This is a genomic window from Bradyrhizobium septentrionale (assembly GCF_011516645.4).
Lineage (GTDB): Bacteria > Pseudomonadota > Alphaproteobacteria > Rhizobiales > Xanthobacteraceae > Bradyrhizobium > Bradyrhizobium septentrionale.
Genome location: NZ_CP088285.1, coordinates 8,602,935 through 8,624,732 on the forward strand (window position 1 = coordinate 8,602,935; position 21,798 = coordinate 8,624,732).

A 21,798-nucleotide genomic window follows, 5' to 3' on the forward strand; every position below is an offset into this window, starting at 1 on the left:
GCTGAGGATGAGGCAGGCGGCAATCGCGAAATTTTGCGGGGTCGTGCCTCACCCACAATGTCGTCCCTGCGAAAGCAGGGACCCATACGCCGCAGCAGATGTAGTGGACGGGACTCGTCGTTCCGGCATCGCTCAACGATGACCATTTGTGGTTATGGGTCCCCGCTTTCGCAGGGACGACAGCGGATGTGTTGCACGGCCGGCGAGCCACACATCCGCATTTTGCAGAGTTGCCGGTCGGGTCGCCTTGTCGTGCCGAACAACGTTCGCTACCGGCCCGCTTCAGCGCAGCATGCGATGCAATCACGACGATGTGTCCTCAACGATGCCATGCAGGTTTGTCGGATGCGGCGCGCCGCCCTCGCGAATACGGTCCAGAACAATTTTCACAGCGTCGGTCGCGGCGCCTTCCGGATGACACCGGGATCTGCCGTTGCCGATTACCGGCGGCCAAGAACACTACATAAGAAGAGCCGGCCACGAGCCGGACAAGAAAAAGAAAAATGGACCAGGTGGCATTGGTCGTTGTTCGGGCGGTCGAGAGCGGCGCGACGACGACAAAAGGTATTATCGGCGTGACCGGATTGTCCCGCCTCAAGGTCGAGCGTGCGTTGGGCGCGCTGGAGAAGCAGAAACTGCTGTTCCGTGAAAGTCAGGGCTCATGGGCCCTCGGTTTTCCGGTGGCGCCGCCGGTTCGGCAATGCGGTTCATGCACCGCCTGCTGCAAGGTGCTTGAAGTGACCGATCTCGGCAAACCGGTAAACACCGTCTGCAATCACATCCTGTCGGGCGGCGGATGCGATATCTACGACCGGCGTCCGCGGCAGTGCCGCTCATTCAGCTGCGGCTGGCTGCAAGGCCACCTCGACGACGACTGGTTTCCTGCGACCGCAGGCATGGTGGCGCATTTCGGACTCGACACACTGAACGTGCAGGTCGATATCGATGCTCCCGACCGCTGGCGAGAGGAACCTTACTTCAGCAAGCTCTGCGAATTGTCGCTGAAGGGCCTCAGGGTGAGCGAAGGACGCCCCTATGCCACGCTCGTCATCGTCGGCGACGACAGGTATCTGCTGCTCGGACGGACCATCGTCCCCGATCCAACGCTGTTCGGGACCGCCTTCGTGCCGATCACACACGATACCTTCCACTACTGGAAGGCCAAATCCCTCGAGAATCTGCGGCGGCTGAACGATCGCGTCATGGAGATCCAGCGCATCCAGCAGGAGTTCGGCTATTGCGCGATCCCTGAGGATGACGAGCCCACCCCGCCCTACCGGCCCGCTCTGCTGGAAAACTCAAAGCAGCTCCGCGCGGCACGAGATTAGGGCCGCCGACGGCCAAGGGTGCGAGCGGCTAGGCCGATGGCATGCTCGGCAAACTGCATCTTGATCAACTTGCGCTCGCCGACCTTGCCTGCAGAACATGTTCAGAAACCCAGATGACATCCGCATCGCGCATCGCAACTTCAACGCGCGGGTGATCGAAATTCGAGTTGTCACCTTTCCCGTTTTCTGTGTGAACTGCTTCACCTGCGTTCGCAGGCAGGCATTCCAAGATGCGGGCTCGACGCGAACAGAGGAGTCGCTGACATGGGCGACAAGCCATCAACCGGAATGCCCGATTGGCTCACGACGGACATGCTGGTGATCGCGATCTCCATCGCGATCATCGCGCTTGGCATCTGGATCGCTCCCTAAAGCGCGATGAGATTGGGTCGAATCGTCATCGCGCTTTAGTTCCTTGCCTAAGCATGATCTCCGCGCAAACGCGTCCCGCGTTTGTCGCGAGGGAAAACGCCGTCATCACTCGAGGCGATATTTTCTTCCGTTCTTGTTCGGGTCGGTATTGTCGCTTGTCGAGAACACCAGGACCGGGCCGAACCAATTTGTTGTGTCCCGGTGCAGTTCGAACCGGCCAGCGCCCTTGGTCTCGATCTCCCGGCGGTCGCTATTGGCCGGGCCGAGAGGTCGATCATCCTCATACAGTCGCGCAGCGTTGAGCTCGCCGCTGAAATACTTGACGGGGATCAGGTAGGCATGGCCCTGCAAAAAACGGAAGGTGCCGCGGAGCGTTCGATCGACCGGGCTCGCAGGCAACAGATAAAGCAACGCGCTCGACGCCAGGGCAAAAAGCGTCGATCCGATCACGATGCGCGTGGTGGCAGATATCCTGAACGACACGTTCTCTCGGGCCCTCGCTTGCCGGGCCCCTCCTCTAGCGCGCGCCTTGATCGCGGACAATGGCTGGGCTTCTACCGAGGCAGCCGAAGGGCAACACCGGCGTGAGGCCGAAGGACTCGGCCGCCAAGACGCTGCCTGCCCCCGGCACCGTCTCGAGACGGCCCGAATTCCCTGGAGATACGGCCTGGAACGGGCATCCCGGCATGCCCGGCCGGGCCGGCGGGCCTCGCAAATGCGTGATCCTGCGTGATGTTCCCTGCCTTCATTTGGGCATCGATCGGGAACAGGCTATTCTGCGGAGATGCCAGGATGGCATGCCAAGGCGGCCACCGCAGGGGGGTGCCTGCAATTGACCGATCGATCCCGCGATTCAATGCAAGATGTCGACTTGCGGAATTTTGTGCGGGTCATCTCGGCCTGCACACTGGGGCTTTGGGCATTTGCAGCCGGTCTGTTGATCGGGGTGTTTTGGCTGTCGTAATTGATCGTCACACGAGACCATGCGGCGCCCGCGCCGGCGCGCCCTAAAGCGCGATGAGATCGGGTTGAATCGTCATCGCGCTTTGGCTCCTTGTTTGAGCATGATCTCCGCGCAAACGCTCCGCGCTTGTCGCGCGGGAAAACCGCTTCGCACGTTTCCGGATCATGCTTTAGCCGCCGCTGAGATGATGGGCGGCCACGAACAGCGCCAGTCCGCTCAGCACCAGCGCCGACGCGGCGCCGGCAACGCTGCGAGCGAGTTCAGCCTTCGAAAGATTGGATCTGGTTGCCATCACAACCTCCTGTGCGTGCGAGCCGAGCTTCGCCGCTCCGGCGCTCGGGCTCGCTCATTGAGCACAATCGCATCACGAGGATGAACGGATCATGAGCGAACGGCCGCATCGCCGAAGCTGTGCCCGGCAAGTCGAGGGCGTCAGTGCCGCTGCTGTCGGACGGCGACGTCAGGCCGAAGACCTGAGCCCCTCTCGTCATGGCCGGGCCCAGCCGTCTGAAGGACGGCGTCGCTTCCGCTCGCCTATGTCCCCGGCCATCCACGTCTCCTGCTCCGCCGGAGGGAAAGACGTGGATGCCCGGCACAAGGCCGGGCATGACGAGTTGAAGCAGCAATGCCGATTTTACGTCAAACGCTTTTGCGGTCGGAGCTAGCGCGCCCGCGCCTACCACTCTTCCGGACAGGGATCGACGATGTTCCAGAGATCGACCCCGTTCTTGATCTTCTTCATCTCGGTGGTGAGCCCGCCATTGCGGCGGATCCAGTTCTTCACCGTGTCGGGGTAGTAGGACATCAGGTCGGAGGTGCCCTCGAGGCTGGTGACCTTGATGCCGAAGGTGAAGGCCTTGTCGTAATAGGCCTGGTGGAAGCCGATGCTGGCCTTCGGCGTGACGCAGATCTTGTTCAGCGGCACGATGCCGAACACCAGCGTGCAGGCCGAGTTGCAGATGCCGTCGATGACGACGCGCTCGCGGCGGTCGCGGATCTGCTTGTACTTGGCCTTGTACTCCTCGACATAGCCGCCATGGTCGCGCGTGATGTGCAGCACGGCCCGCGCGGGCGTCGCAGCCAGAACCGGGAGCAGCAAGGCGGCAAGGAGCGTGATGCGCATGGAACGTTCGAGACCGAGGGAATGCCAGATCCGGGCGGACCTGACCGCAAGACTCTGGCCGGACTGTGTTGGCAATCGGTTAAGCATCCGCAAAAAGGCAAAATTTGGCGCGCTGTGACTGATTTCCCGCAGCTTTTCGCCCGATTCCGGGTTAAATGGGCTTCGGATCGGCCCGAAATGCCGCCAGCGTGAATGCCCGGAGGCAGCCCATGACCAAGACCAAGCTTTTCGCCGCCCTCACCGTGACTGTTTCCCTGGCCGTCCTGGCCCTCACCCAGGCGGCCTCGGCCCACCCGCGCCACCACCGGCATCACCACCACGACGCCCATTGGGGCCTGCCCTACCCCATCAGCTATCTGCACAATTACGGCCCGGGCGCGGCCGCGGGCACTTTCGCCTATTACGACGGCCCCTCGCGCAACAAGTGCTACCAGAGCTCGGCCGCCTATATCGGCCAGGATCGCCGCCGCCATCCCTGCTTCTGACGGCTTTGCGGAACACGGCCGGCCGGACGCGCGGACACCGCCTGGCGGCCGCGCAGGGCTGCTGGCCCTCACCGCCCAAGTCTGATAATCGACCCGCAACGCGCTCGTAGCTCAGCTGGATAGAGCATCGGATTTCGATTCCGAGGGTCGGGAGTTCGAATCTCTCCGAGCGCGCCAATAAAATCCATCAAATGGCTTGAGACAGAACCGGACGGACTTGTCGGTTTGCGGACCGGTTGGCAATTTACGTTCCGCTAACCTGCTGCTCAAGCTCCACCATGGCCTGCTCTGCCAACTCGAATTTGCCGCCGAGATCGTGCGCCTGCAAGATGCGCTCGACGTCCTCTGGCTGTGCCCGGTGAGCGCGGCGACAACGCCCAGGACGACGCTCCTACCCGCTTCGATTCTATCCGGCGGCGGGTCGAGATCGGGCTAACGGCGAGGAGGTAAAATGGACGGCCTAAGTCGCGGTCGCAACTCAGCGATCTTCTTTGCACTGGTTAGTGTGCTGCCTTCCGCTGCGCAGACGCGGCCGACGGCGCATTCACGGGACGAGTGGCGTGTGGTTGACAAGGAATGTCGCGATGTCCTGCCTCCGCAGGCAAAGATACGCGCATGCCTCAACTTGCTCGGGGATCGACGGCTCCCGGCCGCTTATGTCGCTCCGATCAATAGCGAAATATCGAGCGCGTTCCAAAGCCTGCGGGACTACAACAACGCCATCAAATACAAGAAGATTGAAATCGAGCGCGCGCTTGCCCCGGTGAAGCAACTCGCCTCGTCGGGCGAAGCGCTCCCAGTGACCTTTGGCGCGATGTCGCTGCGTTACACGGAGCTCGGGACACTCCAGGCGCTCAATCGCCTGACCAGCTCCGACCGTCAGTCTGACGAAGCGCGCCGGGTCGCCGCTGAGGAGCAGAACAATTACAACCTGGCGCTTCAGTACAACCCGATGAACTACAGGACATATCGATACCGGGCTGAAATTCGCAGCCTGTTCTGCGACAGCGCGTCTGCGGCTCAAGACCTGGAGGCCGCGGTCAGGTTTGCCGAGACAGCTGGAGATCAGACTGCAGCTCGAGACTACAAGCGCGCCACGCTAGGCGCCTGCATTCCAACATGGCGCCGAGAATAGTTCTGCCGGCGCAAGCAGCCAGTCCGGTGTTCTCCACCGTAAAGATCCGGAGCTATCCGCCGACGCCGGGCCCGCTCCGACCGTGTTCTTACGGGCCCGACACTGGCAAGCAACTTGCGATGCATGCGTGAATAGTTCGGCGCCAACCATTCCCGGTGTGCCGAACTCAAACATTCGGAGCACCAAGATGAACATGCACCCTCGTTTTGACACAGCCCGCGAAAGCACTCCACGAAAGTTGACGATCAGCAAAATACTGGCCGATCTGATCCTCGCCTGTCAGACGATCCAGGACGACATCACGGCCGAGGAAGAGCGTGCGGGGATTTTCGACCGATCGGACAGAAGGTATCCGATTTTGGCGAGGTCGCTGAACGAGCGGCACGATAATCTCAAGGGAACCATTGCCACGCTTGAAAGGCGTCTCTCAGAAAGAGAACTCGGCGCAGGCATGAAACCATTTCCATGAGCCGGCCCCCCGCCATGTGCCCCTTTCGTCAGCAGTGCCCGAAAGAGCGACAGCGACAATGACCGAAATGGCGGCGCGGCAAGAATTTTAGTTCTACCCGATAATAATGCTTAATCAGACGCAATCAGAGGAGTAGCGTCGCAGGTCCCTCAGTATCAGTCAGGGACGCGCCCCATGTCTGCTCTCCATGCAAAGCTGGAACGATTTGAGGTTCTTGCCGCCGAGTGCGAAATGATCGCTAGCCGTGTGCAGGATGGGAGCAGCCGCGAACTATATCTGCGGTTGGGTGCGCGCTATCGCGACCTGGCGACCGATATGCGGACCGTGATCGCGAGCGTCAACCAAGCTGCGTAGCCGCAGCAGAGAGCTCATTTCCGGCCTCCGGTGGACGCCAGCATTTTCAAGTCCGGCCCGGCGGTTGTGAACGGTTCAAGTCACGGCAACGATGCTCGTCACGAGCGTGCTTCCGCTCGCTGAACGCGAACGTGAGACGTCGTGAATGCTGTCATGCTGAAACGACGCCAAGCCGGTACCTGTCGGGACTTACAACAGGTTCGCACACCACCACGCTTGGGAGATTTAGCGTGTTCCGAGCAGCAATCCTCATCGCTACCTGTCTGGCTGTCACGTCGCCATCGCGAGCTCAGCAGGTGCGGGTCATCACGGGTGACATCGAGCACATCTACGGGCCCGGCGGTGAGGTCCTCGACGACGCCGATCTGCGCGCACGAAATGAGCGCGCCTTTAAAAGAATGCAGCTTGATAAACAGCGCGCGATCGAGATGCGGCAAATCGAGGCAGAGAAAGAGCGACTGAGGTTCGAGCGCGACCAAGCCGCTCTCGCCTATGCAACTGGTCCGACACTGGACCCGACATACGGCAGCGGGCTTTTCGCTTATCGCCATCGAGGCCACGGGAGGATAGGTGTCGCGCCCAGAATGGGCGGTAGGCGGCGATGACACGGCCGCATCTCGACATCACTCCCATGCCTGGCGCCGAACAGAATAAAAATACCCATCCTATCAATATCTTATCGGCAAGATTCTGATCTTTCCGAGCGCGCCAGTGAACCACGGGGGCGAGTGCCTTGGCCTCCCTTGGCTTGGCCCTTGGCCCACCCGCCTAATAACCTCCGCGTGAACGAAACTTCATTTCCAGCCCCTCGAAGCGAGGCCGAAACAAACGGCGCTCAGCATCCCCAGTGTTTTTCATCACCTGAACATTTCCGGGGTAAAGCCATGCAGCAAGACAACGGCATCAAATTCCAGGATCTCGACCAGGTTTTGCGTACCGCACAGATCAGGCGTTCTGCCGACCTAGGTCTTTGGATACGGCAGTACATCCAGAACCTCGGTCTCGCTCGCCAACAGAGGGCGACCGACAGCAAGCACGCGATTGCAACGCAGTCCGGCACAGAGCTTCTGGCCCACTGACCCAAGGGAGCGACGACGATGTGGAATCACAAGGTACGCATGCTGGTGGTCGTAAGTCTGCTGGCCGGTGCGGCTGTCATGTTGCTGGCGATGGCCGCTCCTCACCCGGTATCGAGCGCTGCGCTCGGCAGCGAGTGGCAATGCAGCAAGGCCGGGTTCGTCCTCACGACCTGCCGTCAGGTCCCGCCAGCCTGAACCGCTCTGGCATGGGCGGTGCAATGGAGACCGTGCTGGGGATTTCAGTGTCCCAGTTCAGGAAGGAAACGCCGCCGGGCGTGTATTTTTGAAACCGGCGGCGTCTTTTCTTGAGACACCCTGCCTCGAGGGACAGGCCTCAAACGGGAAGCCGGTCACAAGCTCCTCGGCTGATCGCAGCACCGCCAGCGCGTCCTCTCGATACTTGGGCATCAACAGACACCGCGCCGTCAGAACGTCCCGGTTCGTGCAAAGGTTTTGAACGGCAAGTACCCGTCCATGCGATTGGCCGCGTGCGGCAAGGTCGGCTGGGTTGATACCTGTCTGGAATGGGGCGAACTGGTTGATTTCGCCAAAGGCGTCTCTTGGTTGATAGTCCGCTTACTCACGCAGCACGCTGCTGATGTCACGATCTGAACGCATCGATCGCGTGAGCGAGGAGGATACCAACACTCACAATAAAAAGTATGGAAATCGCTGCGTCAAACATAATGGGCACAGCAAAACGGGCCGTCCGCGATCAGTCAAAAGAAATTCCATCGGCATGAATGTATCGCTCGACAGTTGATGCGTCGGTGCAACAGGGATCGGCGTCTCCCGCAGCAACCGGAAGTATTGAGCACGCTATAGATTCATCGTGACGTTCTGTCGTGCGACCACGGTGCCGGCCGATCTGCCGGTCGCGTCCGGCAGACCGGCCTCGCCTCAATGATGAGCCGACACGCTCTTCATGCACTGGGACACGAGATCGGCACCGGCGAAGTGGCCGACATCGCCCAGGCTGATCATGCCGACCATCCGTTTGCTCTTGTTGATGACGGGCAGCCGGCGGACCTTCAGGGTCTCCATATGATGCACCGCCTTTGCCAGATCGTCGTCTTCCCGGCAGCAGTGGATGCCTTCGGTCATCACATCCCGCGCGGTGGCACGCGCCGGGTTGAAGTCCTTGCTCGTAACACCTTTGCAGACGATATCGCGATCCGTCACCATCCCGATCAGGCGATCGTCTCGTCCAATCGGAATACAGCCGACGTCGTGCCCTTGCATCAATTTTGCGATTTCGGCGATCGGGGTGTCGGGGCTCACCCAATCGACGCCCTTGTGCATCACGTCCTTGACCTTCATGGAGGACCTCCCTTGCAAGGCAGCAGCCCCCTCGCCTGCAACTATACAGCAGATCGGACGTGGCCGCATGTGTGCTGCGCCCTCATCGGGCGCACCGACAGATGGTCCCGCCATCGAGCGCGTCAGTCGTGCGCGCTGATGCGGCCGCGCAGTGCGTTGGCGGTCAGGCGTGCGAATTGCTCACGACCGAGATGCAGCAGCGTCTCATGATCGCCGGCTTCAATGTAGACGTCGGGCTGCATCTCGATGCTGTCATCGACGATCACGTCAAGCCCGTAACAGATGCCGGCGGCGGGAACCGCCCCGTGCGCGCAGTCGGCGAACAGACGATCGATCTCGCTTTCAGCGGCCAAGGCGATATCGTCGCCGAATCTCGCCCTCAGATCCTCAAGCCTGAGGTGATGTGAGGCCGGCAGCACGGCAAGCATGTAGCCGCCATCGCGACGCAACACGATCGCCTTGGCCAAGCGATCGCCTGAGACGTGACATGCCTGGGCGCTATGGGTGGACGACATCGTGAGCACGTGCGGGATTTCGTCGTACGCGATGTTTTCAGCAGCAAGATATTTATGCAGTGTGGGAGAAATGGTCATGACGTCACCTCCGGTGCGACATGCAACCATCCACCGTGGTCCTGCCCGCCGCACGATGAGCGGTAGCGTGGTTCTCAACGCAGAGCATAAGTCCAGTTGCTGGGCACTGCAATTCGCCTGCTAATTTGGGCGCCGCGCCAGGTTCAAGTTCCGGGCCTTGTCCAGATTGCGGCTCTCGGCCAGCGCCGCCGCGCTCGGCAGGAGGGCCGACGCAAGGTCGGCCTCGGTGAAATCGGCGCCGGCGAGATTGGCGTCGGACAAGTCGGCTCCCACGAGGTTAGCGCGGCTGAGGTTGCAATTCGCCAGATTGGCGTTCTGCAGCTTCGCGAATTCGAGATCGGCGCGCGAGAGATTGGCGCCGCTCAGATCCGCATTCCGCAGATCCGCGGAATTGAGCACGCCGCGCATCATGCCCATCGATTGGTTGCGCATGTCAGCGCTCAAATCAGCGCCCGCAAGTTTGGCCCCGATCAGGCTGGCGCCGGAAAGATCGGCGGTGATGCGAGCGCCGCTCAAATCGGCGCCGCCAAGCCTCGCGCGTTGCATCTGGGTGCCGAGCAGCGATGCCCTGACGAGGGATGCCCCGGTCAAATCTGCGTCGATGAGCCACGCCTGGTTCAGGATGGCCCCGTCGAGGCGCGCGTCCTTCAGGCTGGCGCGGTTGAGTTTGACGAGGCGAAGATTGCCGCCGGAGAAGTCGAGCCCCGAGAGATCGAGGCGCGACAGCCGCTTTCCCTCCAAATCTGCCGTGCGTCGGTTCGCCGGCTGTTGACGTGCCGCCTCGAGCAGCTTGTCGACATCGGCGCGCGTCATTTCCGACGTCGTCATGTCGGGACTGTTGAGGTCGACATCGCGCAGCATGTCCTGCGCGACGGCGTCAATCGGAGCAACCAGCAGCGCCGCCATCGCTACAAAAGCAAATGCGAGACGAAACAGCATCGCTGTCTCCGCTTTCCGGCCTTCAGAGTATGAAACCGGATCATGATCCTGGCAATGCTCGTGACCGCGACCGCCGCGTCATTGTGCCACGGCTGAAGCAATACTGCCCCTCTTCATCGGCCGAGGCGCGCCAGCCTCCAACCAGATGTATTGGGCTGACGCGAACCGCGCAGCACGCCGTGATCCGCTAGCCCCGCACGCCCCTCTCCCCAAACCAGCGCCGGCACGCCCGGCTGAAACTCGTCGCATCGGTGTAGCCGAGCGCCGCCGCCATCTCGTCGCGGGATTGGGTGCCTGCCGCGAGCATCACCCTCGCGCGCTCGCGCAGCACGCCGTCGAGCAGCGGGCGGAAGGCGCCGCCACCTTCCGCCAGCCGCCGCACCAGCGTGCGCCGCGAGGTGCCGACGAGGCGCGCGGCTTCCTCCTCGCCGAGCCGCTGCGGCAGGCGCGACGCGATCAGGTTCTCCACGATCCGCGTCAGCGCCTCACTGTCCGAGCGCGGCTTCTCGATCGCCTCCAAGGCTTCGATCGCCTTGGCGTGCAATTCCGGATCGGCAAACGGCGACGGCCGCGCGCACAACTCTTTCGGCACGTCGAACAGGAAGGCGGCCGCGTTGAACTTCACCGCGCAGGAATAGTGCGGCACGAGCCGCTCCGCGCCCGCGGGCGGAGCCCAGGGAAATTGCAGCGTCGCCTGGCCGATCGCATCCTCGAGCAGTTGCGTGTACACCGCGTGCACGTTGAGGCTGACCGCCAGCGCCACGGCGTGCCACAGCGCGTCATCCATCGCCACCGCGGGAGAGATTTCAATCTGGATCGAGCGCGCGGTGCGGCGCAGCCGGTTGCGGATGAAGGGCGCGCGGGTCGATCCGAACCGGGCGCCGGTGCTCAACGCGTCCTGGATGGTCGGCGCCGTCCGGGTCGCGACGTCGAGCGCGCCCTGCAGCGATGTCGACCAGACCGACGCGGCCGACAACGGCCAAAGCTCGCCATGCCGGCGGGTGATGTTGGCAGCCAGCACCACCAGCGCCGCCACCGGCATGTGCGCGCCCGGCTGGTCGAGCGCCTCGAGTTGGATCCCCGTGCCCTTCAGCAGCTCGTCGCGCTCGCCGCGCGTCTTGCCGAAGGCGCGGACCAGCGCCCGCGCATAGCTCACCGTGACCGGCGCGCGGAGGGCATCCGTGTCAGATCCCTGCATGGTGTCGCCGGCCTCCCCCGGCTGTCTGACGTTTGGCGCAAAATGCCACAAAATTGGCCTGTTGTGAACTGGCGGCGCAGGCCCGCCTCGCGGCATTCTTGATGCAACAACGGCGAATGCCGACGCGACGCGAGATGCTGGAGGGAATGCGATGATCTTCGAAGGCAAGAATGATGCTGGCGACCCGATCTTTTATCGGGACGGCAAACGCTATCTGTGGATGCTATCGTTCATCCCGCCGCTGATCCCGCTATTGTCCTACTGGCTGTTCCTGCGGACGCACAATCCGCTGGTGACGCTGATCCCCTTCGTCTTCATCTTCATCCTGATCCCGCTGCTCGACGTCCTGTTCGGCGAGGACACCCACAATCCGCCGGCGGAAGTGGTCGCTGCGATGGAGGCCGATCCGTATTATCTGCGGCTGGCGCGCTTCACCGTGGTGTTTCCCTGGGTGAACTACGTCGCCCTGATCGCCTTCTTCGGCACCCAGGAGCTGCCGTGGTGGTCCTATGTCGCGTTGCTGCTCGGTGTCGGCACCATCAATGGCGGTGCACTACTGATCGGGCACGAGCTCGGCCACAAGCCGGACAGGCTCAACATCCTGTTCGGCACGCTCGCCAATTGTGCGGTGGGATACGCCCACTTCCGCGTCGAGCACAATCGCGGCCACCACACCTGGGTTGCGACCCCCGAAGATCCCGCCAGCGCGCGGTTCGGGGAATCGATCTATGCGTTCGCGCTGCGCGAATTGCCCGGCGCCTTCAAGCGCGGCTGGCGCAACGAGGCCGAGCGGCTGACCAGGCGCGGCGAGCCGGTCTGGTCGGTCAACAACGAGATCCTGCAGGGCTTTGCGCTGACATTCGTGGTCGCGGCGATACTGATCGCGCTGTTCGGCTGGAAGGTGGCGCCGTTCATCGTCGCGCATCATTTCCTCGGCTGGTATGCGCTGACCCAGGCCAATTATGTCGAGCATTACGGGCTGCTGCGCGAAAAACTGCCGAACGGCCGCTACCAGGCGGTCGAGCCGCGCCACTCCTGGAACACCAACCACATCGTCTCGAACCTGATGACGTTCCATCTGCAACGTCATTCCGATCACCACGCCAACCCGATGCGCCCCTACCAGTCGCTGCGCGATTTCGACGACATCCCGCGGCTGCCGAACGGCTACACCGGCATGTTCGGGCTGGCGGCGATCCCGCCGCTCTGGTTCCGGGTGATGGACCCGAAGACACTGGCCTGGGCCGGTGGCGACAAGAGCAAGCTCAATCTGCGCGACCGGCCGGCGAGTTCGTGATTGCAATTGCCGCCCGGCCTGCAAACAGGCCGGGCGGCGGCGTCAATACGCTGCGCCCGCACTCATCGCGAGACGTAGCCGGCCGCGAGCGGCTTGAAGCGATAGATCAGATACGGAGCCTTGTTCTCGCCCTTGCCGCCGTGGAACATCGCGGCCGCGGAGATCTGCGACGCCGATACGTACATGTAGCCGTCTGCGGACGCCGTGATGCCGTCGGACCAGACCATCTCCGCATCGCTCAGATAGGTGCTATACTTGCGGTCGGCGCCGATGACGCCGACCAACTTGCTCTCGACTGCGGTGAGATAGAGATTGCCGGCATAGTCGATCGAGAGCCCGCCATTGTTCGGCTTGTCTGAATAGCGCTCGACCTTGGCGCTGAGCTCGGGTGGCGTCAGCTTCTCGTCGTTGAGATCGGCAACCCGCACGCGGTAGATCGAGCGGCCGCTGAGCGGCGCGAAGTAGACCCATTCCGACCTGACATCCATGGTGATGCCGTCGCAACCGACCTTGATGATCGATGGCTTGCCGTCCTTGGCCGACACCGTGAGATCCTTGCCGTCCACCGTGATCGGCAGGTCCTCGGGGATCGTGGAACGGTCTCCGTCAAGCACGCGCCTGGCGCGCCCGGTGTCCATGTCGATGATGATGATCGCGGCATGCGAGCCGTCGCCGCCCGGGCCGATATTCTCGTCGGCGATGTAGAATTTGCGATGCTTCTGGTCGATCACGATGTCCTGCGGCTGCGACCCCGTCCGCGTCACGGGATCCGGCATGTAATAGATGCGCTCGAGCCGGTCGCTGCGTGTATTCCATCCGACCAGTTTTGGCGTGATGTTGGTGCGGAAGCCCATGTCGATGATCCAGACCACGCCGTTCTCGTCCGAGCGGAGCCCGAGCACGTTGTCGAGATACTGGTCGGTGCCCTTGCGCGGCGTATTCCACTCCGCGCTTGGAAACGGCTGGAACGTCGTCGGCGACGTCAGCTTCGCGACCCTGATCTCCGGACTGAAGAACGGGTGATGGCTGAAGATCAGCTGGTTGTCCGGCGTGATGGCGATGTTGCCGACCGACTCGGGCAACCGCGCCACGATCTCGGCACGGACCGCCGCCTCGTCCGCACGCGCAGCTGATAGCAATACGTTCGCCGTCATCGCGGCGATCAACAAAATCCCTCGCTTCACGCGGGTCCCCTCCCTGTTGTCATTCATGTGTCGTTGCACGCCGGACCGGCCTCTGCTCGGCAAGGTTCGGCTTTGCGGGACCAACGTTGCGCGCTAAGTTGGGCGCTGACAATTACGCACAGGAATGTCCGGTAGTATCAGGGAGTGAACCATGAAGGGGCGCGATGCGAAGAGCTATGATTGTGCAGCCGGCTGCCCCGTCGAGGCGACGCTCGATCTGATCGACGGCAAGTGGAAGGCCGTGATCCTCTATCACCTGCTCGGCGACACCATCCGCTTCAACGAGCTCGGGCGGCGGCTGTCGCGGATTTCGCAGCGCATGCTGACGCGGCAGCTTCGCGAGCTGGAAACCGCTGGACTGATCCACCGCGAGATCTATCCGGAGGTGCCGCCGCGCGTCGAGTATTCGCTGACGGCGCGCGGGCGTTCGCTCGAGCCCGTGATCCGCTCGCTGTGGAGCTGGGGCAACGCCTATCTCGAGGAGCGACGCGCTGCGCCGCGCGCGCTCAACGGGGCGTCAGCCTCGGCACAACGCGCCGGGTAGAGCGGAGAAGCGCATGCCGCGGACGAACCTGCTCAACTGGGCGGTCCGGCGCCTGGTGATCTGGCTACTCGTGCTCGGCGGCGGATATCTCTTGGTGTTCGGCGGATCGTCGACGTCCAAGCCGATCCGCAAGAAGATTTCGATCGAGGTGGCGACACCGAACGGCACGGCGCGCGGCGCGTCCGTGATCGAGATGGTCCACTCGCATGCACCATGGTGGTACCCGGCCGCGGTGAAGAGCGCGACCTCCGAGCGGGGCGAAGCCCCCTACGCCGATCTTGGCGGCAGGCGCTATGTGTTCGTCACCATCAACAACCAGCTCGACGAGAGTCCGATCTCGGGAAGCCTCCTGCCGGAATCGATGCAGGCCGATGGCAGCTTTCAACCGAACAGGGCGCCGATGATCGTGACCTTTGGCGATATCGAGGATCCGAACACGATCCGGAAGCTCGAGCCCGGCGCATTCGAGCGGGCGTTCGGATCGGGCTATCGTCTGGTGAGCCTGACCGCGACCGATACGCAGGATCCGCCGACCAACGGAACGCTGGCGCAGAAATTTCCGGTGCTGCATCGGCAGCTATTGATGCCGGCCCGGCAGCGCGTGCCGCAGCCCTATCAGCGCGGCGACCTCCGAGCGATCAACTGGCGCGCCTTCGAGACGCCGCCAACACCGTGAGCCCCGTCTATGCCGACCGCCGTTTCATCGCGCCGATGCCGAGGAATGAACCGCCGACGGACGGATACTGGCTGGTGAATTCGAACGTATCGAAGATCGGCGCCTCGAACTCCTTGAGCGCTGTCCAGAGCAGCGTCGTATCCGGACAGGCCTGGGAGTGGACGTCGTGATGCACGATGATCCTGGCATGGGCACGGACCAGCAGATGGTCCAGCATCGCACCGCGCAGGCTGTGATCGCCGTCGATAAAGACGAACTCCGGCTTCACCCGATCGACATAGGCACTGACGACCGGCGCGGTGGAGAAGGCCTGAAGGTAGACCGGCTCGATCTCCGCCCGCTCGCGGAGCAGCTCGAAATAGGTCGTGATGAACGGTGTCGGATCGATCGGATCGACCGCGATCACGGTCTTGAGGTCGGCGCCGCTATTCCGGAGCCACTCCGCAACCAGGATGAACATGCCGCCCCAGCGGCAGCCGATCTCCATATACGATGAGACGCCGGACACGTTGCGCGCCAGCCAGGCCAGATACGGCGCAAGCTGGCTCGGATACTGCCAGAGGTGCAGGCCCTTGCCGAAGCTCGTCGACAATTCCGGCGGCTGCTCGCGAAGCAACTCGTCGTTGAGGCCGAGCGCGGGGATGAACTCCCGCTCGAGGAATGCCACGTCAGTGCGCTCTGCGGCGCTCAGTCCGGCGATCGCATCGACTGCCTCACCGACCGAATCGGAGAGATCGGCAAAACGCTGATATCGATCGGCTTGAGCCTGCGGGACGTTGAGCATCGGCACCATCAACTCGGACGGAAGGGCAAGAGGAGACCGCAGCTGATGCGCCCCCGATGATTGAACGGCGGGCGCGTCCGTCTCGGGCGCGGAATCTGCGTTCGGGCGCAAATATTCCGCCTCACCTGCCGTGCATCTACGGGAAACCCGCCAGCCCACATTCGGATCGCGCCGGGCGCGCTGCCGCAGCGCCTTCAACTGCTCGGGATCTTGCGCCGCACCGCCTCCACTCCGGCGTCGGTGACGCGATATCTCCGCCCCACCTCCGGGATAATCCAGCCCTTGTCGATCATTCCGGCTAGCGTGCTCGGGCCGACCCCTGCGGGAAACGGCCGGCGATGTTTGATCGCGTCGATCGCGACCCGCTCGAGATGGGTGGCGACATGCGACGGGCGGGCGCGAAACGCCTTGGCGATGATGAGAACCGACAGGACCTCGGCGCGCCGGCGCACCGCCGACGCGCTGCGGGTCAGTTCGTTGCTGATCTCGAGAGCATTCTTGCCGGCCCCGGCGAGCTCACGGAGCTTCTCGTCCTCTTCCGAGCTCCAGCGCCGCACGATCCCCATCTGCCCCTCACCGCCTGGATACCCACCTCACGCAGATGCATACGCAGGCGGCGCTGATTTGCCATGTGACTTTCGGCACCTCTTGAGGTGACGTTGGGGACTGTCACCATCGAGAGCGCCCATCGCCGCGCCGGGCGAGATGTCACTCAGAGCATGATCCGATTGATCGGATCTTGCTCTGATCCCTTTGTTTGGTCGCATTTTCTTGACGCGAACCGGTGCCCACTTCGCCGAAAATGCTTCAGTGCTTGCTGGGTTCAAGCGTGATGAGCACGCCGGTCGGCTCGGGCTCGTGCGGCCGAAGCGACGTCAGCTCCGGATCGCTCCACTCGGCGAGGCTCACGACCTCGCCCGTCTGCCCCGGCGTGTCGGAGGTCTGGGCCGGTTCGAGCACCTTGAGTCCGCTGGTATCGACGAAGAATGTGTGCTCGCCGAACACGCTGTTCAGTTGCGCCACCGCCGGATGATCATCCGGCAGCACCTGGGCGTTCAGTTGCGTCATGGTCTGTTTGACTTGCGTGGCATTAAGCTTCATCCGCTGCTCCTTCTTGTTGGATCCGGCCTTGACTGATTTCCTTGGCTGGTTCCTCCCCGCCCGCGCCCCACGTCCGGAGGCTTCAAGGTCTCGAACCGATCAGGCGACGAAACGTTCCGCGCGCGCGACGCATTGACCGCCGGCGTGCGGGTTCCATGTCCGTCGCTGCGGGAGGCACAACTGGTCAGCGCGCATGCGCGCCCTTACGGTATCCGTCCGAGGGCGGCCGTCTTGCGAGTTTTTCCGATCTGTAGCTGACTGTCCTTATGGACGGACATAAGGACAGTGCGGTGCTGAGCCGCATGGATTTGGTGGAGACCGGTCGGCGGCGACGCTGGACGCGTGCGGAGAAGCTCAGAATCGTAGAGGAGAGCTTCTCGGGGCCACGACTGGTGTCGGCGACGGCTCGCCGGTATGGGATATCACGTCAGCTTCTGCTGAGCTGGCGCAAGGCTTGGACCTGTCATGATCCGGCCGAAGAGGATTCGATCGGCCCGACATTCGTCCCTGCGATAGTTGCGGCAAGTACGCCGCCAACGACGGAAGCTGTCGAGACAGGTCAGATCGAAATCGTGAGCCCTCAGGGGCTGCGCGTGGTCTTCGGCCCCGGTGCGGATATCGAGGCGGTCGTTCGAATTGCTCGGGGCCTGGCGCGCCGATGATCCCGATCCCGACGGGCGTGCGGGTGTGGCTGGCGACGGGCCATACCGACATGCGGTGCGGCTTTCCGAGCCTGGCTCTGCGCGTGCAGGAAGTGCTCAAGCGCGACGCCATGGGCGGCGGTCTTTTCTGCTTCCGGGGCAAACGCGGTGATCTATTGAAGGTCATTTGGCACGATGGCCAGGGCGCCTGCTTGTTCACCAAAAGACTCGAGAGAGGCAGGTTCATCTGGCCATCGGTTGCTGGTGAATCGGTAACGATCTCTCCGGCGCAGTTGAGCTATCTGTTGTCCGGGATCGATTGGCGCAACCCTCAAGAAACCCAGCGTCCGACGCGGGTCGGATAGTCGTTTTACGGTTTGAATCTGCTGCTCGATCTGATTCAATGGCTCCATGATATCGAAGCCGGATGATCTTCCATCGGACCTTGTCAGTGCCCTGGCGGCGCTGCAGGCCGAGCGTGAGGCGCGACAGAAAGCCGAGGCGAAGGCCGCCAACTGGCAGGCGCAAGCCGCGAATGCGCAGGCGAAACTGTCGGATACCGAGGCGCTGATCGCTCATCTCGAGTTGCGCATCGAGAAGCTGAAACGCGAACTGCACGGGCAGCGATCCGAGCGCTCGGCACGGCTGCTCGAGCAGTTGGAGTTGGAGCTCGAAGAACTCGTCACCACGGCGAGCGAGGATGAGCTTGCCGCACAGGCCGCAGCGGCGAAGACGCAGAACGTCCGCCCCTTCATGCGCAAGCGGCCGGTGCGCAAGCCATGGCCTGACGATATCGAACGCGAGCGCGTCGTCATTGAGACTCCAACGACCTGCGCCTGCTGCGGTGGATCGCGGCTGGCGAAGATCGGTGAGGATGTGACCAAGACGCTGGAGGAGATCCCGCGCCGCTTCAAGCTGATCGAGACGGTACGCGAGAAGTTCACCTGCCGCGATTGCGAGAAGATCAGCCAGCCGCCCGCGCCGTTCCATGCCACGCCGCGCGGCTTCATCGGCCCACAATTGCTGGCGACGATCCTGTTCGACAAGTTCGGCATGCATATCCCGCTCAACCGCCAGAGTGCGCGCTTTAAGGCCGAGGGGATCGACCTGCCGTTGTCGACGCTGGCCGACCAGGTCGGCCACGGGACCTTCGCCGTCATGCCGCTCTTCCACTTGATCGAACGCCACGTGCTCGCTGCCGAGCGCCTTCATGGCGACGACACCACCATCCGTATTCTGGCGAAGGGCAAGTGCACGACCGGGCGGATCTGGACTTATGTGCGGGATGACCGGCCGTTCGCCGGGCCTGCGCCGCCGGCAGCGGTCTATTACGCCTCGAGCGACCGACGAGGCGAGCATCCACAGAGACATCTGGCCGCCTTCGCCGGCATCTTGCAGGCGGATTGCTACAGCGGCTTCGAGCCGCTGTTCGACCCGCAGAAGAAGGCGCTGCCGATTACGCCGGCGTTTTGCGTGGCCCATGCGCGGCGGGGCTTCTTCGAGCTGGCTGATATCGAGAAAAATGCTCGGGAAGGCAAGAAAGGCAAACCGGTCTCCCCGATCGCGCTGGAGGCTGTCAGACGCCTCGATACGTTGTTCGAGATCGAGCGCGCCATCAACGGCCGCGGTGCCGGCGAGCGGCGTGCCGCTCGCCAGGAACAGAGTAAGTCACTTCTCGAGGACATGCATGCCTGGCTGCTCCGCGAGCGCGAAACCCTCTCGCGTTCCTCCGAGGTCCTGAAGCCGATTAACTACATGCTCAGGCGCTGGGACGGCTTCGCCCGCTTCCTCGACGACGGCAGGATCTGCTTGACCAACAATTGCGCTGAGCGCGCATTGAGAGGCATCGCCTTGGGAAGGCGCAACTGGACCTTCGCCGGCAGCCAACGCGGCGCCGACCGTGCCGCCATCATGCTGACGATGATCACGACCTGTCGCCTCAACGACGTCGATCCCAAGGCCTGGCTCGCCGACGTCCTGGCCCGTATCGCCGATCATCCCGCATCGCGTCTGCACGAGCTCTTGCCCTGGGAATGGAAGCTCCTGCGCCAGGCCGACAAGCCAGCCAATCAGCAGGCCGCCTGACCTTCACCCTTCACCCAATGCCATCATAGACCTCGCCGTGCCCGCGCGCATGCGTCAATCAGGCGGCCTCCGTCGTATGCGTACCCCTTACGGGGCGGAAGGCTTCTTCCTCGCGAGCCCTTCGAGATGCACGCGGCGCGCGGCGGTCTTGCGTGCGCGCTCCCTGGTGCGGCAGGCCCGGCAACGCATGGCCGTGGTGAACACGTCGCCCTTGGCGGTCTCGTACCACCATTTCTGCTGCAATGGAGTCCACACCTCGGCAACGCCGCAGTCCCTGCAGACGAACGGCTCCGGTCGATAGGTTCCGCGCTCGACGAAATCGGGGATCGAATAGCTGTTCGACGGCGCCAGCTCGCTCGTCACCACCGGAACCTCGCCGCGCGCCAGCGCAATCTTGTATTCGCGGAGACGGCGCTGCTCGGCGGCGCGTTGCGCCTGCAGGCGGCGCCATTCCTCTGCCTTGCGCCGCTTGGCGTCGATCTCTCCGCGCTTCTGCTTGCTTTTCACGACGCACACATCCAGGCCAATGCCCTATGGCGCATAGCTGAACCAGGGCGGGTAGGCTTCACCAACTTCGACGGCGTCGATGGCACCTTCAAGTAGCTGACGGGAAATCTGAGGGCGACGATGAACCGACATAACGTCCAGAGCGACCCATCGGCACGCGGATATTACAATCTGAGTTCTACCGGTTCCGCAGTCGGTCTCTCCGTTAGGAGATAGTCAACATGGCATCCCCCGGAAAAATCCAGGAGTACGGATCGCAGGCACCGGATACGATTGCGGCGAAGTTATTCAACTTTGAAGTCGGCAAGTTCGCCATAAAGCCGGAACATTCCAATTGGCTGATTAGTGTCGTGGCTCCGAAATTAAGGAGCGGAGGAAGCCTTACAATTATAGGACTTGCAAGTCGTACCGGCAGCGACGATTTCAACATGGAATTGTCGCATAATAGGCTGCAATCCGTGATTGATTTGCTTCGCAAGCAAGTGCCCAACAATTTCAAAATTGCGCTCGAGGTGGCGAAAGGGGAACGCGCTGCCAAGTATGCAGGTGAAAGGGATGGGGTGGAAAACGAAAGCTGGCGTGCTGTCATCATCTCAGTTTGGAATAAACCAAATCCGCCACCGCCACCGCCGCCACCGCCGCCGCAACCCCTCAACATTATCCGGAGGAACGCAAATTCTTCAAGCGTTGGCTTGGCTTCGGCGTTAAGTCTGGCGGACAGTTGTTAATCGGCGGCGTCGAGAGCACTACCGCGTACGTCGTGAACTTAGGAGATTTGGAGACCTTTGATCTCCAGATTGTTAGCAGCCGGTGGGGACTGGGTCTTGGAGGCAGCGGAGGGGCCGTCGCTGTTATCGGCTTTGGTTTCAGTGTTCCATATGAGTTGCACCGTGAACACTTAAATGACTGGGGCGTCAATGTCGCATTTACCGAAAAGCTAATCTCAAAATCGGCACTACAATCAATCCATAACAGCAAGTACTTCATCGATGGCATGAAAAACGGTAAGTACGTGGCGCCCGCGCTAAATACGCGAAACACCTTTACGGCTATTGGCTTACTTCAGAACGTGAGAAATGCACTCCACACGCTGTACGGAGGACTCGAGGCAGCCAAGGGCTCGGGCGTCATTGTGCTTGACTTGCCGTTTTTAGGTGTCGGACTTGAATTGTCCGCTTTCTTAACGCGAGGAACTATGTACGTCTCGAATCCTTCCCATTGGATTGAACCGAGTTAAAAGCTCGGACGAGACTCGCCAACGCCTCACCGCTGGCGCAGAGAATTTCGAGCCCGCGGTTTAGTGCCGCTCGACGAACGGTTGGCCAGCCGGGTGCTCGCCAAGTTCTGACCCACAGCAGAACAAGGTGAGGAGGCATCGTACCGGTTTAACCGGCTACGTTGGTAGGGCTGAACCACGTGTGGCATCGCAGCATGCGATGCTCTTTGATGTCGCAGTTGGGTCACACTCGGAAGTCGGAACGCACAACCGATAGCCAGTGCGGCACGTCCGAAAAGGGCCAAGAAGCGACATCGACCACGGATGGCAGCTCAGTCAGCTGGGATCGTAAACTGAAAGAGAGCACTCCGCGGCCGATGCGGCTCACAGAACCTCAATACTCG

General features: G+C 62.2%; 28 protein-coding genes and 1 tRNA gene. 17 read left to right on the forward strand and 12 right to left on the reverse strand.

Annotation, left to right across the window (positions count from 1 at the left end; translation table 11 throughout):
- Positions 1-503: 503 nt before the first annotated feature.
- Positions 504-1,328 carry a YkgJ family cysteine cluster protein gene (locus HAP48_RS43320; protein WP_166205835.1) on the forward strand — a complete coding sequence of 275 codons (825 nt, stop codon included), beginning with the start codon at positions 504-506 and terminating at the stop codon, positions 1,326-1,328.
- 477 nt (positions 1,329-1,805) lie between these two features.
- Here the strand turns inward: HAP48_RS43320 and HAP48_RS43325 are convergent, their stop codons facing one another.
- The 3 genes from HAP48_RS43325 to HAP48_RS43330 all read right to left on the reverse strand — a co-directional run bounded on the left by HAP48_RS43325 (position 1,806) and on the right by HAP48_RS43330 (position 3,787).
- Positions 1,806-2,243, reverse strand: coding sequence for a hypothetical protein (locus HAP48_RS43325; RefSeq protein ID WP_225024748.1), 438 nt, complete (start codon positions 2,241-2,243; stop codon positions 1,806-1,808).
- 590 nt (positions 2,244-2,833) lie between these two features.
- Positions 2,834-2,956 carry a hypothetical protein gene (locus HAP48_RS50300; RefSeq protein ID WP_275949006.1) on the reverse strand — a complete coding sequence of 41 codons (123 nt, stop codon included), beginning with the start codon at positions 2,954-2,956 and terminating at the stop codon, positions 2,834-2,836.
- Between the two features lie 384 nt (positions 2,957-3,340).
- On the reverse strand, positions 3,341-3,787 hold the full coding sequence (locus HAP48_RS43330) for a hypothetical protein (RefSeq protein WP_166205837.1): 447 nt from the start codon (positions 3,785-3,787) through the stop codon (positions 3,341-3,343).
- Between the two features lie 209 nt (positions 3,788-3,996).
- Between HAP48_RS43330 and HAP48_RS43335 the strand changes: the two genes are divergently transcribed.
- From HAP48_RS43335 to HAP48_RS43370, 8 genes are all read left to right on the forward strand, one after another.
- The gene (locus HAP48_RS43335; RefSeq protein WP_166205838.1) at positions 3,997-4,272 is read left to right on the forward strand and encodes a hypothetical protein; all 276 of its coding nucleotides are present in this window, start codon (positions 3,997-3,999) and stop codon (positions 4,270-4,272) included.
- 100 nt (positions 4,273-4,372) lie between these two features.
- Positions 4,373-4,449 (forward strand) — tRNA-Arg (locus HAP48_RS43340).
- Between the two features lie 274 nt (positions 4,450-4,723).
- On the forward strand, positions 4,724-5,407 hold the full coding sequence (locus tag HAP48_RS43345; RefSeq protein ID WP_166205839.1) for a hypothetical protein: 684 nt from the start codon (positions 4,724-4,726) through the stop codon (positions 5,405-5,407).
- 187 nt (positions 5,408-5,594) lie between these two features.
- The gene (locus HAP48_RS43350; protein WP_166205840.1) at positions 5,595-5,876 is read left to right on the forward strand and encodes a hypothetical protein; all 282 of its coding nucleotides are present in this window, start codon (positions 5,595-5,597) and stop codon (positions 5,874-5,876) included.
- A gap of 174 nt (positions 5,877-6,050) precedes the next feature.
- Complete coding sequence (locus HAP48_RS43355; protein ID WP_166205841.1) at positions 6,051-6,230, forward strand: hypothetical protein; 180 nt, start codon at positions 6,051-6,053, stop codon at positions 6,228-6,230.
- A gap of 230 nt (positions 6,231-6,460) precedes the next feature.
- Positions 6,461-6,835: an MreC domain-containing protein gene (locus tag HAP48_RS43360; protein ID WP_176399250.1), complete on the forward strand. Its 375-nt coding sequence runs from the start codon at positions 6,461-6,463 to the stop codon at positions 6,833-6,835.
- 279 nt (positions 6,836-7,114) lie between these two features.
- Positions 7,115-7,309 carry a hypothetical protein gene (locus HAP48_RS43365; protein WP_166205843.1) on the forward strand — a complete coding sequence of 65 codons (195 nt, stop codon included), beginning with the start codon at positions 7,115-7,117 and terminating at the stop codon, positions 7,307-7,309.
- Between the two features lie 18 nt (positions 7,310-7,327).
- On the forward strand, positions 7,328-7,504 hold the full coding sequence (locus HAP48_RS43370) for a hypothetical protein (RefSeq protein WP_166205844.1): 177 nt from the start codon (positions 7,328-7,330) through the stop codon (positions 7,502-7,504).
- A 705-nt stretch (positions 7,505-8,209) separates the two neighbouring features.
- On the opposite strand, the gene HAP48_RS43375 is transcribed toward HAP48_RS43370, so the two are convergent.
- The 4 genes from HAP48_RS43375 to HAP48_RS43390 all read right to left on the reverse strand — a co-directional run bounded on the left by HAP48_RS43375 (position 8,210) and on the right by HAP48_RS43390 (position 11,359).
- Positions 8,210-8,629 (reverse strand): CBS domain-containing protein, encoded by a 420-nt coding sequence (locus tag HAP48_RS43375; RefSeq protein WP_166205845.1) that lies wholly within the window; start codon positions 8,627-8,629, stop codon positions 8,210-8,212.
- Positions 8,630-8,751: 122 nt separating this feature from the next.
- Positions 8,752-9,222, reverse strand: a complete 471-nt coding sequence (locus tag HAP48_RS43380) for an aminoacyl-tRNA deacylase (RefSeq protein WP_175612270.1) — start codon at positions 9,220-9,222, stop codon at positions 8,752-8,754.
- 120 nt (positions 9,223-9,342) lie between these two features.
- The gene (locus tag HAP48_RS43385) at positions 9,343-10,161 is read right to left on the reverse strand and encodes a pentapeptide repeat-containing protein (protein WP_166205846.1); all 819 of its coding nucleotides are present in this window, start codon (positions 10,159-10,161) and stop codon (positions 9,343-9,345) included.
- 187 nt (positions 10,162-10,348) lie between these two features.
- Positions 10,349-11,359, reverse strand: a complete 1,011-nt coding sequence (locus HAP48_RS43390; RefSeq protein ID WP_166205847.1) for a helix-turn-helix domain-containing protein — start codon at positions 11,357-11,359, stop codon at positions 10,349-10,351.
- A 151-nt stretch (positions 11,360-11,510) separates the two neighbouring features.
- On the opposite strand from HAP48_RS43390, the gene HAP48_RS43395 reads away from it, so the two are divergent.
- Positions 11,511-12,656 (forward strand): alkane 1-monooxygenase, encoded by a 1,146-nt coding sequence (locus tag HAP48_RS43395; RefSeq protein ID WP_166205848.1) that lies wholly within the window; start codon positions 11,511-11,513, stop codon positions 12,654-12,656.
- Positions 12,657-12,718: 62 nt separating this feature from the next.
- Here the strand turns inward: HAP48_RS43395 and HAP48_RS43400 are convergent, their stop codons facing one another.
- Positions 12,719-13,840 (reverse strand): L-dopachrome tautomerase-related protein, encoded by a 1,122-nt coding sequence (locus HAP48_RS43400; RefSeq protein ID WP_210292757.1) that lies wholly within the window; start codon positions 13,838-13,840, stop codon positions 12,719-12,721.
- 151 nt (positions 13,841-13,991) lie between these two features.
- On the opposite strand from HAP48_RS43400, the gene HAP48_RS43405 reads away from it, so the two are divergent.
- Both HAP48_RS43405 and HAP48_RS43410 read left to right on the forward strand, forming a co-directional pair.
- The gene (locus HAP48_RS43405) at positions 13,992-14,384 is read left to right on the forward strand and encodes a winged helix-turn-helix transcriptional regulator (protein WP_166205849.1); all 393 of its coding nucleotides are present in this window, start codon (positions 13,992-13,994) and stop codon (positions 14,382-14,384) included.
- A 13-nt stretch (positions 14,385-14,397) separates the two neighbouring features.
- Positions 14,398-15,060, forward strand: a complete 663-nt coding sequence (locus tag HAP48_RS43410; RefSeq protein ID WP_166205850.1) for a hypothetical protein — start codon at positions 14,398-14,400, stop codon at positions 15,058-15,060.
- A gap of 7 nt (positions 15,061-15,067) precedes the next feature.
- Here the strand turns inward: HAP48_RS43410 and HAP48_RS43415 are convergent, their stop codons facing one another.
- From HAP48_RS43415 to HAP48_RS43425, 3 genes are all read right to left on the reverse strand, one after another.
- Positions 15,068-15,844 carry a class I SAM-dependent methyltransferase gene (locus tag HAP48_RS43415; protein WP_166205851.1) on the reverse strand — a complete coding sequence of 259 codons (777 nt, stop codon included), beginning with the start codon at positions 15,842-15,844 and terminating at the stop codon, positions 15,068-15,070.
- A 194-nt stretch (positions 15,845-16,038) separates the two neighbouring features.
- A complete protein-coding gene (locus HAP48_RS43420; protein ID WP_166205852.1) occupies positions 16,039-16,410 on the reverse strand; it encodes a hypothetical protein in 372 nt (123 codons plus the stop codon).
- A gap of 241 nt (positions 16,411-16,651) precedes the next feature.
- Positions 16,652-16,945 (reverse strand): hypothetical protein, encoded by a 294-nt coding sequence (locus HAP48_RS43425; RefSeq protein ID WP_166205853.1) that lies wholly within the window; start codon positions 16,943-16,945, stop codon positions 16,652-16,654.
- Positions 16,946-17,211: 266 nt separating this feature from the next.
- Here HAP48_RS43425 and tnpA point away from each other — a divergent pair, with 266 nt between their 5' ends.
- Genes tnpA through tnpC form a run of 3 tightly spaced genes read left to right on the forward strand, consistent with a single transcriptional unit; the run spans position 17,212 to position 19,671 of the window.
- Positions 17,212-17,607 (forward strand): IS66-like element accessory protein TnpA, encoded by a 396-nt coding sequence (tnpA, locus tag HAP48_RS43430; RefSeq protein WP_166202956.1) that lies wholly within the window; start codon positions 17,212-17,214, stop codon positions 17,605-17,607.
- Positions 17,604-17,951 (forward strand): IS66 family insertion sequence element accessory protein TnpB, encoded by a 348-nt coding sequence (gene tnpB, locus HAP48_RS43435; RefSeq protein WP_063676425.1) that lies wholly within the window; start codon positions 17,604-17,606, stop codon positions 17,949-17,951. Before tnpA ends, tnpB begins: the two co-directional genes overlap by 4 nt.
- Before the next feature lie 46 nt (positions 17,952-17,997).
- A complete protein-coding gene (gene tnpC, locus HAP48_RS43440; RefSeq protein WP_166205228.1) occupies positions 17,998-19,671 on the forward strand; it encodes an IS66 family transposase in 1,674 nt (557 codons plus the stop codon).
- An 87-nt stretch (positions 19,672-19,758) separates the two neighbouring features.
- Here tnpC and HAP48_RS43445 read toward each other — a convergent pair whose 3' ends face one another.
- Positions 19,759-20,178 (reverse strand): zinc-ribbon domain containing protein, encoded by a 420-nt coding sequence (locus tag HAP48_RS43445; RefSeq protein ID WP_210292758.1) that lies wholly within the window; start codon positions 20,176-20,178, stop codon positions 19,759-19,761.
- A 221-nt stretch (positions 20,179-20,399) separates the two neighbouring features.
- Between HAP48_RS43445 and HAP48_RS43450 the strand changes: the two genes are divergently transcribed.
- Both HAP48_RS43450 and HAP48_RS43455 read left to right on the forward strand, forming a co-directional pair.
- The gene (locus HAP48_RS43450) at positions 20,400-20,906 is read left to right on the forward strand and encodes a hypothetical protein (RefSeq protein ID WP_224496824.1); all 507 of its coding nucleotides are present in this window, start codon (positions 20,400-20,402) and stop codon (positions 20,904-20,906) included.
- Positions 20,907-20,953: 47 nt separating this feature from the next.
- Positions 20,954-21,415: a hypothetical protein gene (locus tag HAP48_RS43455; RefSeq protein ID WP_224496825.1), complete on the forward strand. Its 462-nt coding sequence runs from the start codon at positions 20,954-20,956 to the stop codon at positions 21,413-21,415.
- Positions 21,416-21,798 lie beyond the last annotated feature (383 nt).

What these genes read in the sequence shown, in the direction of transcription:
- HAP48_RS43390 (WP_166205847.1), bottom strand. Translation starts at nt 11,359, where the DNA reads ATGCAGGGATCTGACACGGATGCCCTCCGCGCGCCGGTCACGGTGAGC.
- HAP48_RS43365 (WP_166205843.1), top strand. Translation starts at nt 7,115, where the DNA reads ATGCAGCAAGACAACGGCATCAAATTCCAGGATCTCGACCAGGTTTTG.
- HAP48_RS43370 (WP_166205844.1), top strand. Translation starts at nt 7,328, where the DNA reads ATGTGGAATCACAAGGTACGCATGCTGGTGGTCGTAAGTCTGCTGGCC.
- HAP48_RS43385 (WP_166205846.1), bottom strand. Translation starts at nt 10,161, where the DNA reads ATGCTGTTTCGTCTCGCATTTGCTTTTGTAGCGATGGCGGCGCTGCTG.
- tnpA (WP_166202956.1), top strand. Translation starts at nt 17,212, where the DNA reads ATGGACGGACATAAGGACAGTGCGGTGCTGAGCCGCATGGATTTGGTG.
- HAP48_RS43380 (WP_175612270.1), bottom strand. Translation starts at nt 9,222, where the DNA reads ATGACCATTTCTCCCACACTGCATAAATATCTTGCTGCTGAAAACATC.
- HAP48_RS43420 (WP_166205852.1), bottom strand. Translation starts at nt 16,410, where the DNA reads ATGGGGATCGTGCGGCGCTGGAGCTCGGAAGAGGACGAGAAGCTCCGT.
- tnpC (WP_166205228.1), top strand. Translation starts at nt 17,998, where the DNA reads ATGATATCGAAGCCGGATGATCTTCCATCGGACCTTGTCAGTGCCCTG.
- HAP48_RS43395 (WP_166205848.1), top strand. Translation starts at nt 11,511, where the DNA reads ATGATCTTCGAAGGCAAGAATGATGCTGGCGACCCGATCTTTTATCGG.
- tnpB (WP_063676425.1), top strand. Translation starts at nt 17,604, where the DNA reads ATGATCCCGATCCCGACGGGCGTGCGGGTGTGGCTGGCGACGGGCCAT.
- HAP48_RS43330 (WP_166205837.1), bottom strand. Translation starts at nt 3,787, where the DNA reads ATGCGCATCACGCTCCTTGCCGCCTTGCTGCTCCCGGTTCTGGCTGCG.
- HAP48_RS43405 (WP_166205849.1), top strand. Translation starts at nt 13,992, where the DNA reads ATGAAGGGGCGCGATGCGAAGAGCTATGATTGTGCAGCCGGCTGCCCC.
- HAP48_RS43350 (WP_166205840.1), top strand. Translation starts at nt 5,595, where the DNA reads ATGAACATGCACCCTCGTTTTGACACAGCCCGCGAAAGCACTCCACGA.
- HAP48_RS43450 (WP_224496824.1), top strand. Translation starts at nt 20,400, where the DNA reads ATGGCATCCCCCGGAAAAATCCAGGAGTACGGATCGCAGGCACCGGAT.
- HAP48_RS43320 (WP_166205835.1), top strand. Translation starts at nt 504, where the DNA reads ATGGACCAGGTGGCATTGGTCGTTGTTCGGGCGGTCGAGAGCGGCGCG.
- HAP48_RS50300 (WP_275949006.1), bottom strand. Translation starts at nt 2,956, where the DNA reads ATGGCAACCAGATCCAATCTTTCGAAGGCTGAACTCGCTCGCAGCGTT.
- HAP48_RS43375 (WP_166205845.1), bottom strand. Translation starts at nt 8,629, where the DNA reads ATGAAGGTCAAGGACGTGATGCACAAGGGCGTCGATTGGGTGAGCCCC.
- HAP48_RS43425 (WP_166205853.1), bottom strand. Translation starts at nt 16,945, where the DNA reads ATGAAGCTTAATGCCACGCAAGTCAAACAGACCATGACGCAACTGAAC.
- HAP48_RS43410 (WP_166205850.1), top strand. Translation starts at nt 14,398, where the DNA reads ATGCCGCGGACGAACCTGCTCAACTGGGCGGTCCGGCGCCTGGTGATC.
- HAP48_RS43345 (WP_166205839.1), top strand. Translation starts at nt 4,724, where the DNA reads ATGGACGGCCTAAGTCGCGGTCGCAACTCAGCGATCTTCTTTGCACTG.
- HAP48_RS43415 (WP_166205851.1), bottom strand. Translation starts at nt 15,844, where the DNA reads ATGCTCAACGTCCCGCAGGCTCAAGCCGATCGATATCAGCGTTTTGCC.
- HAP48_RS43355 (WP_166205841.1), top strand. Translation starts at nt 6,051, where the DNA reads ATGTCTGCTCTCCATGCAAAGCTGGAACGATTTGAGGTTCTTGCCGCC.
- HAP48_RS43335 (WP_166205838.1), top strand. Translation starts at nt 3,997, where the DNA reads ATGACCAAGACCAAGCTTTTCGCCGCCCTCACCGTGACTGTTTCCCTG.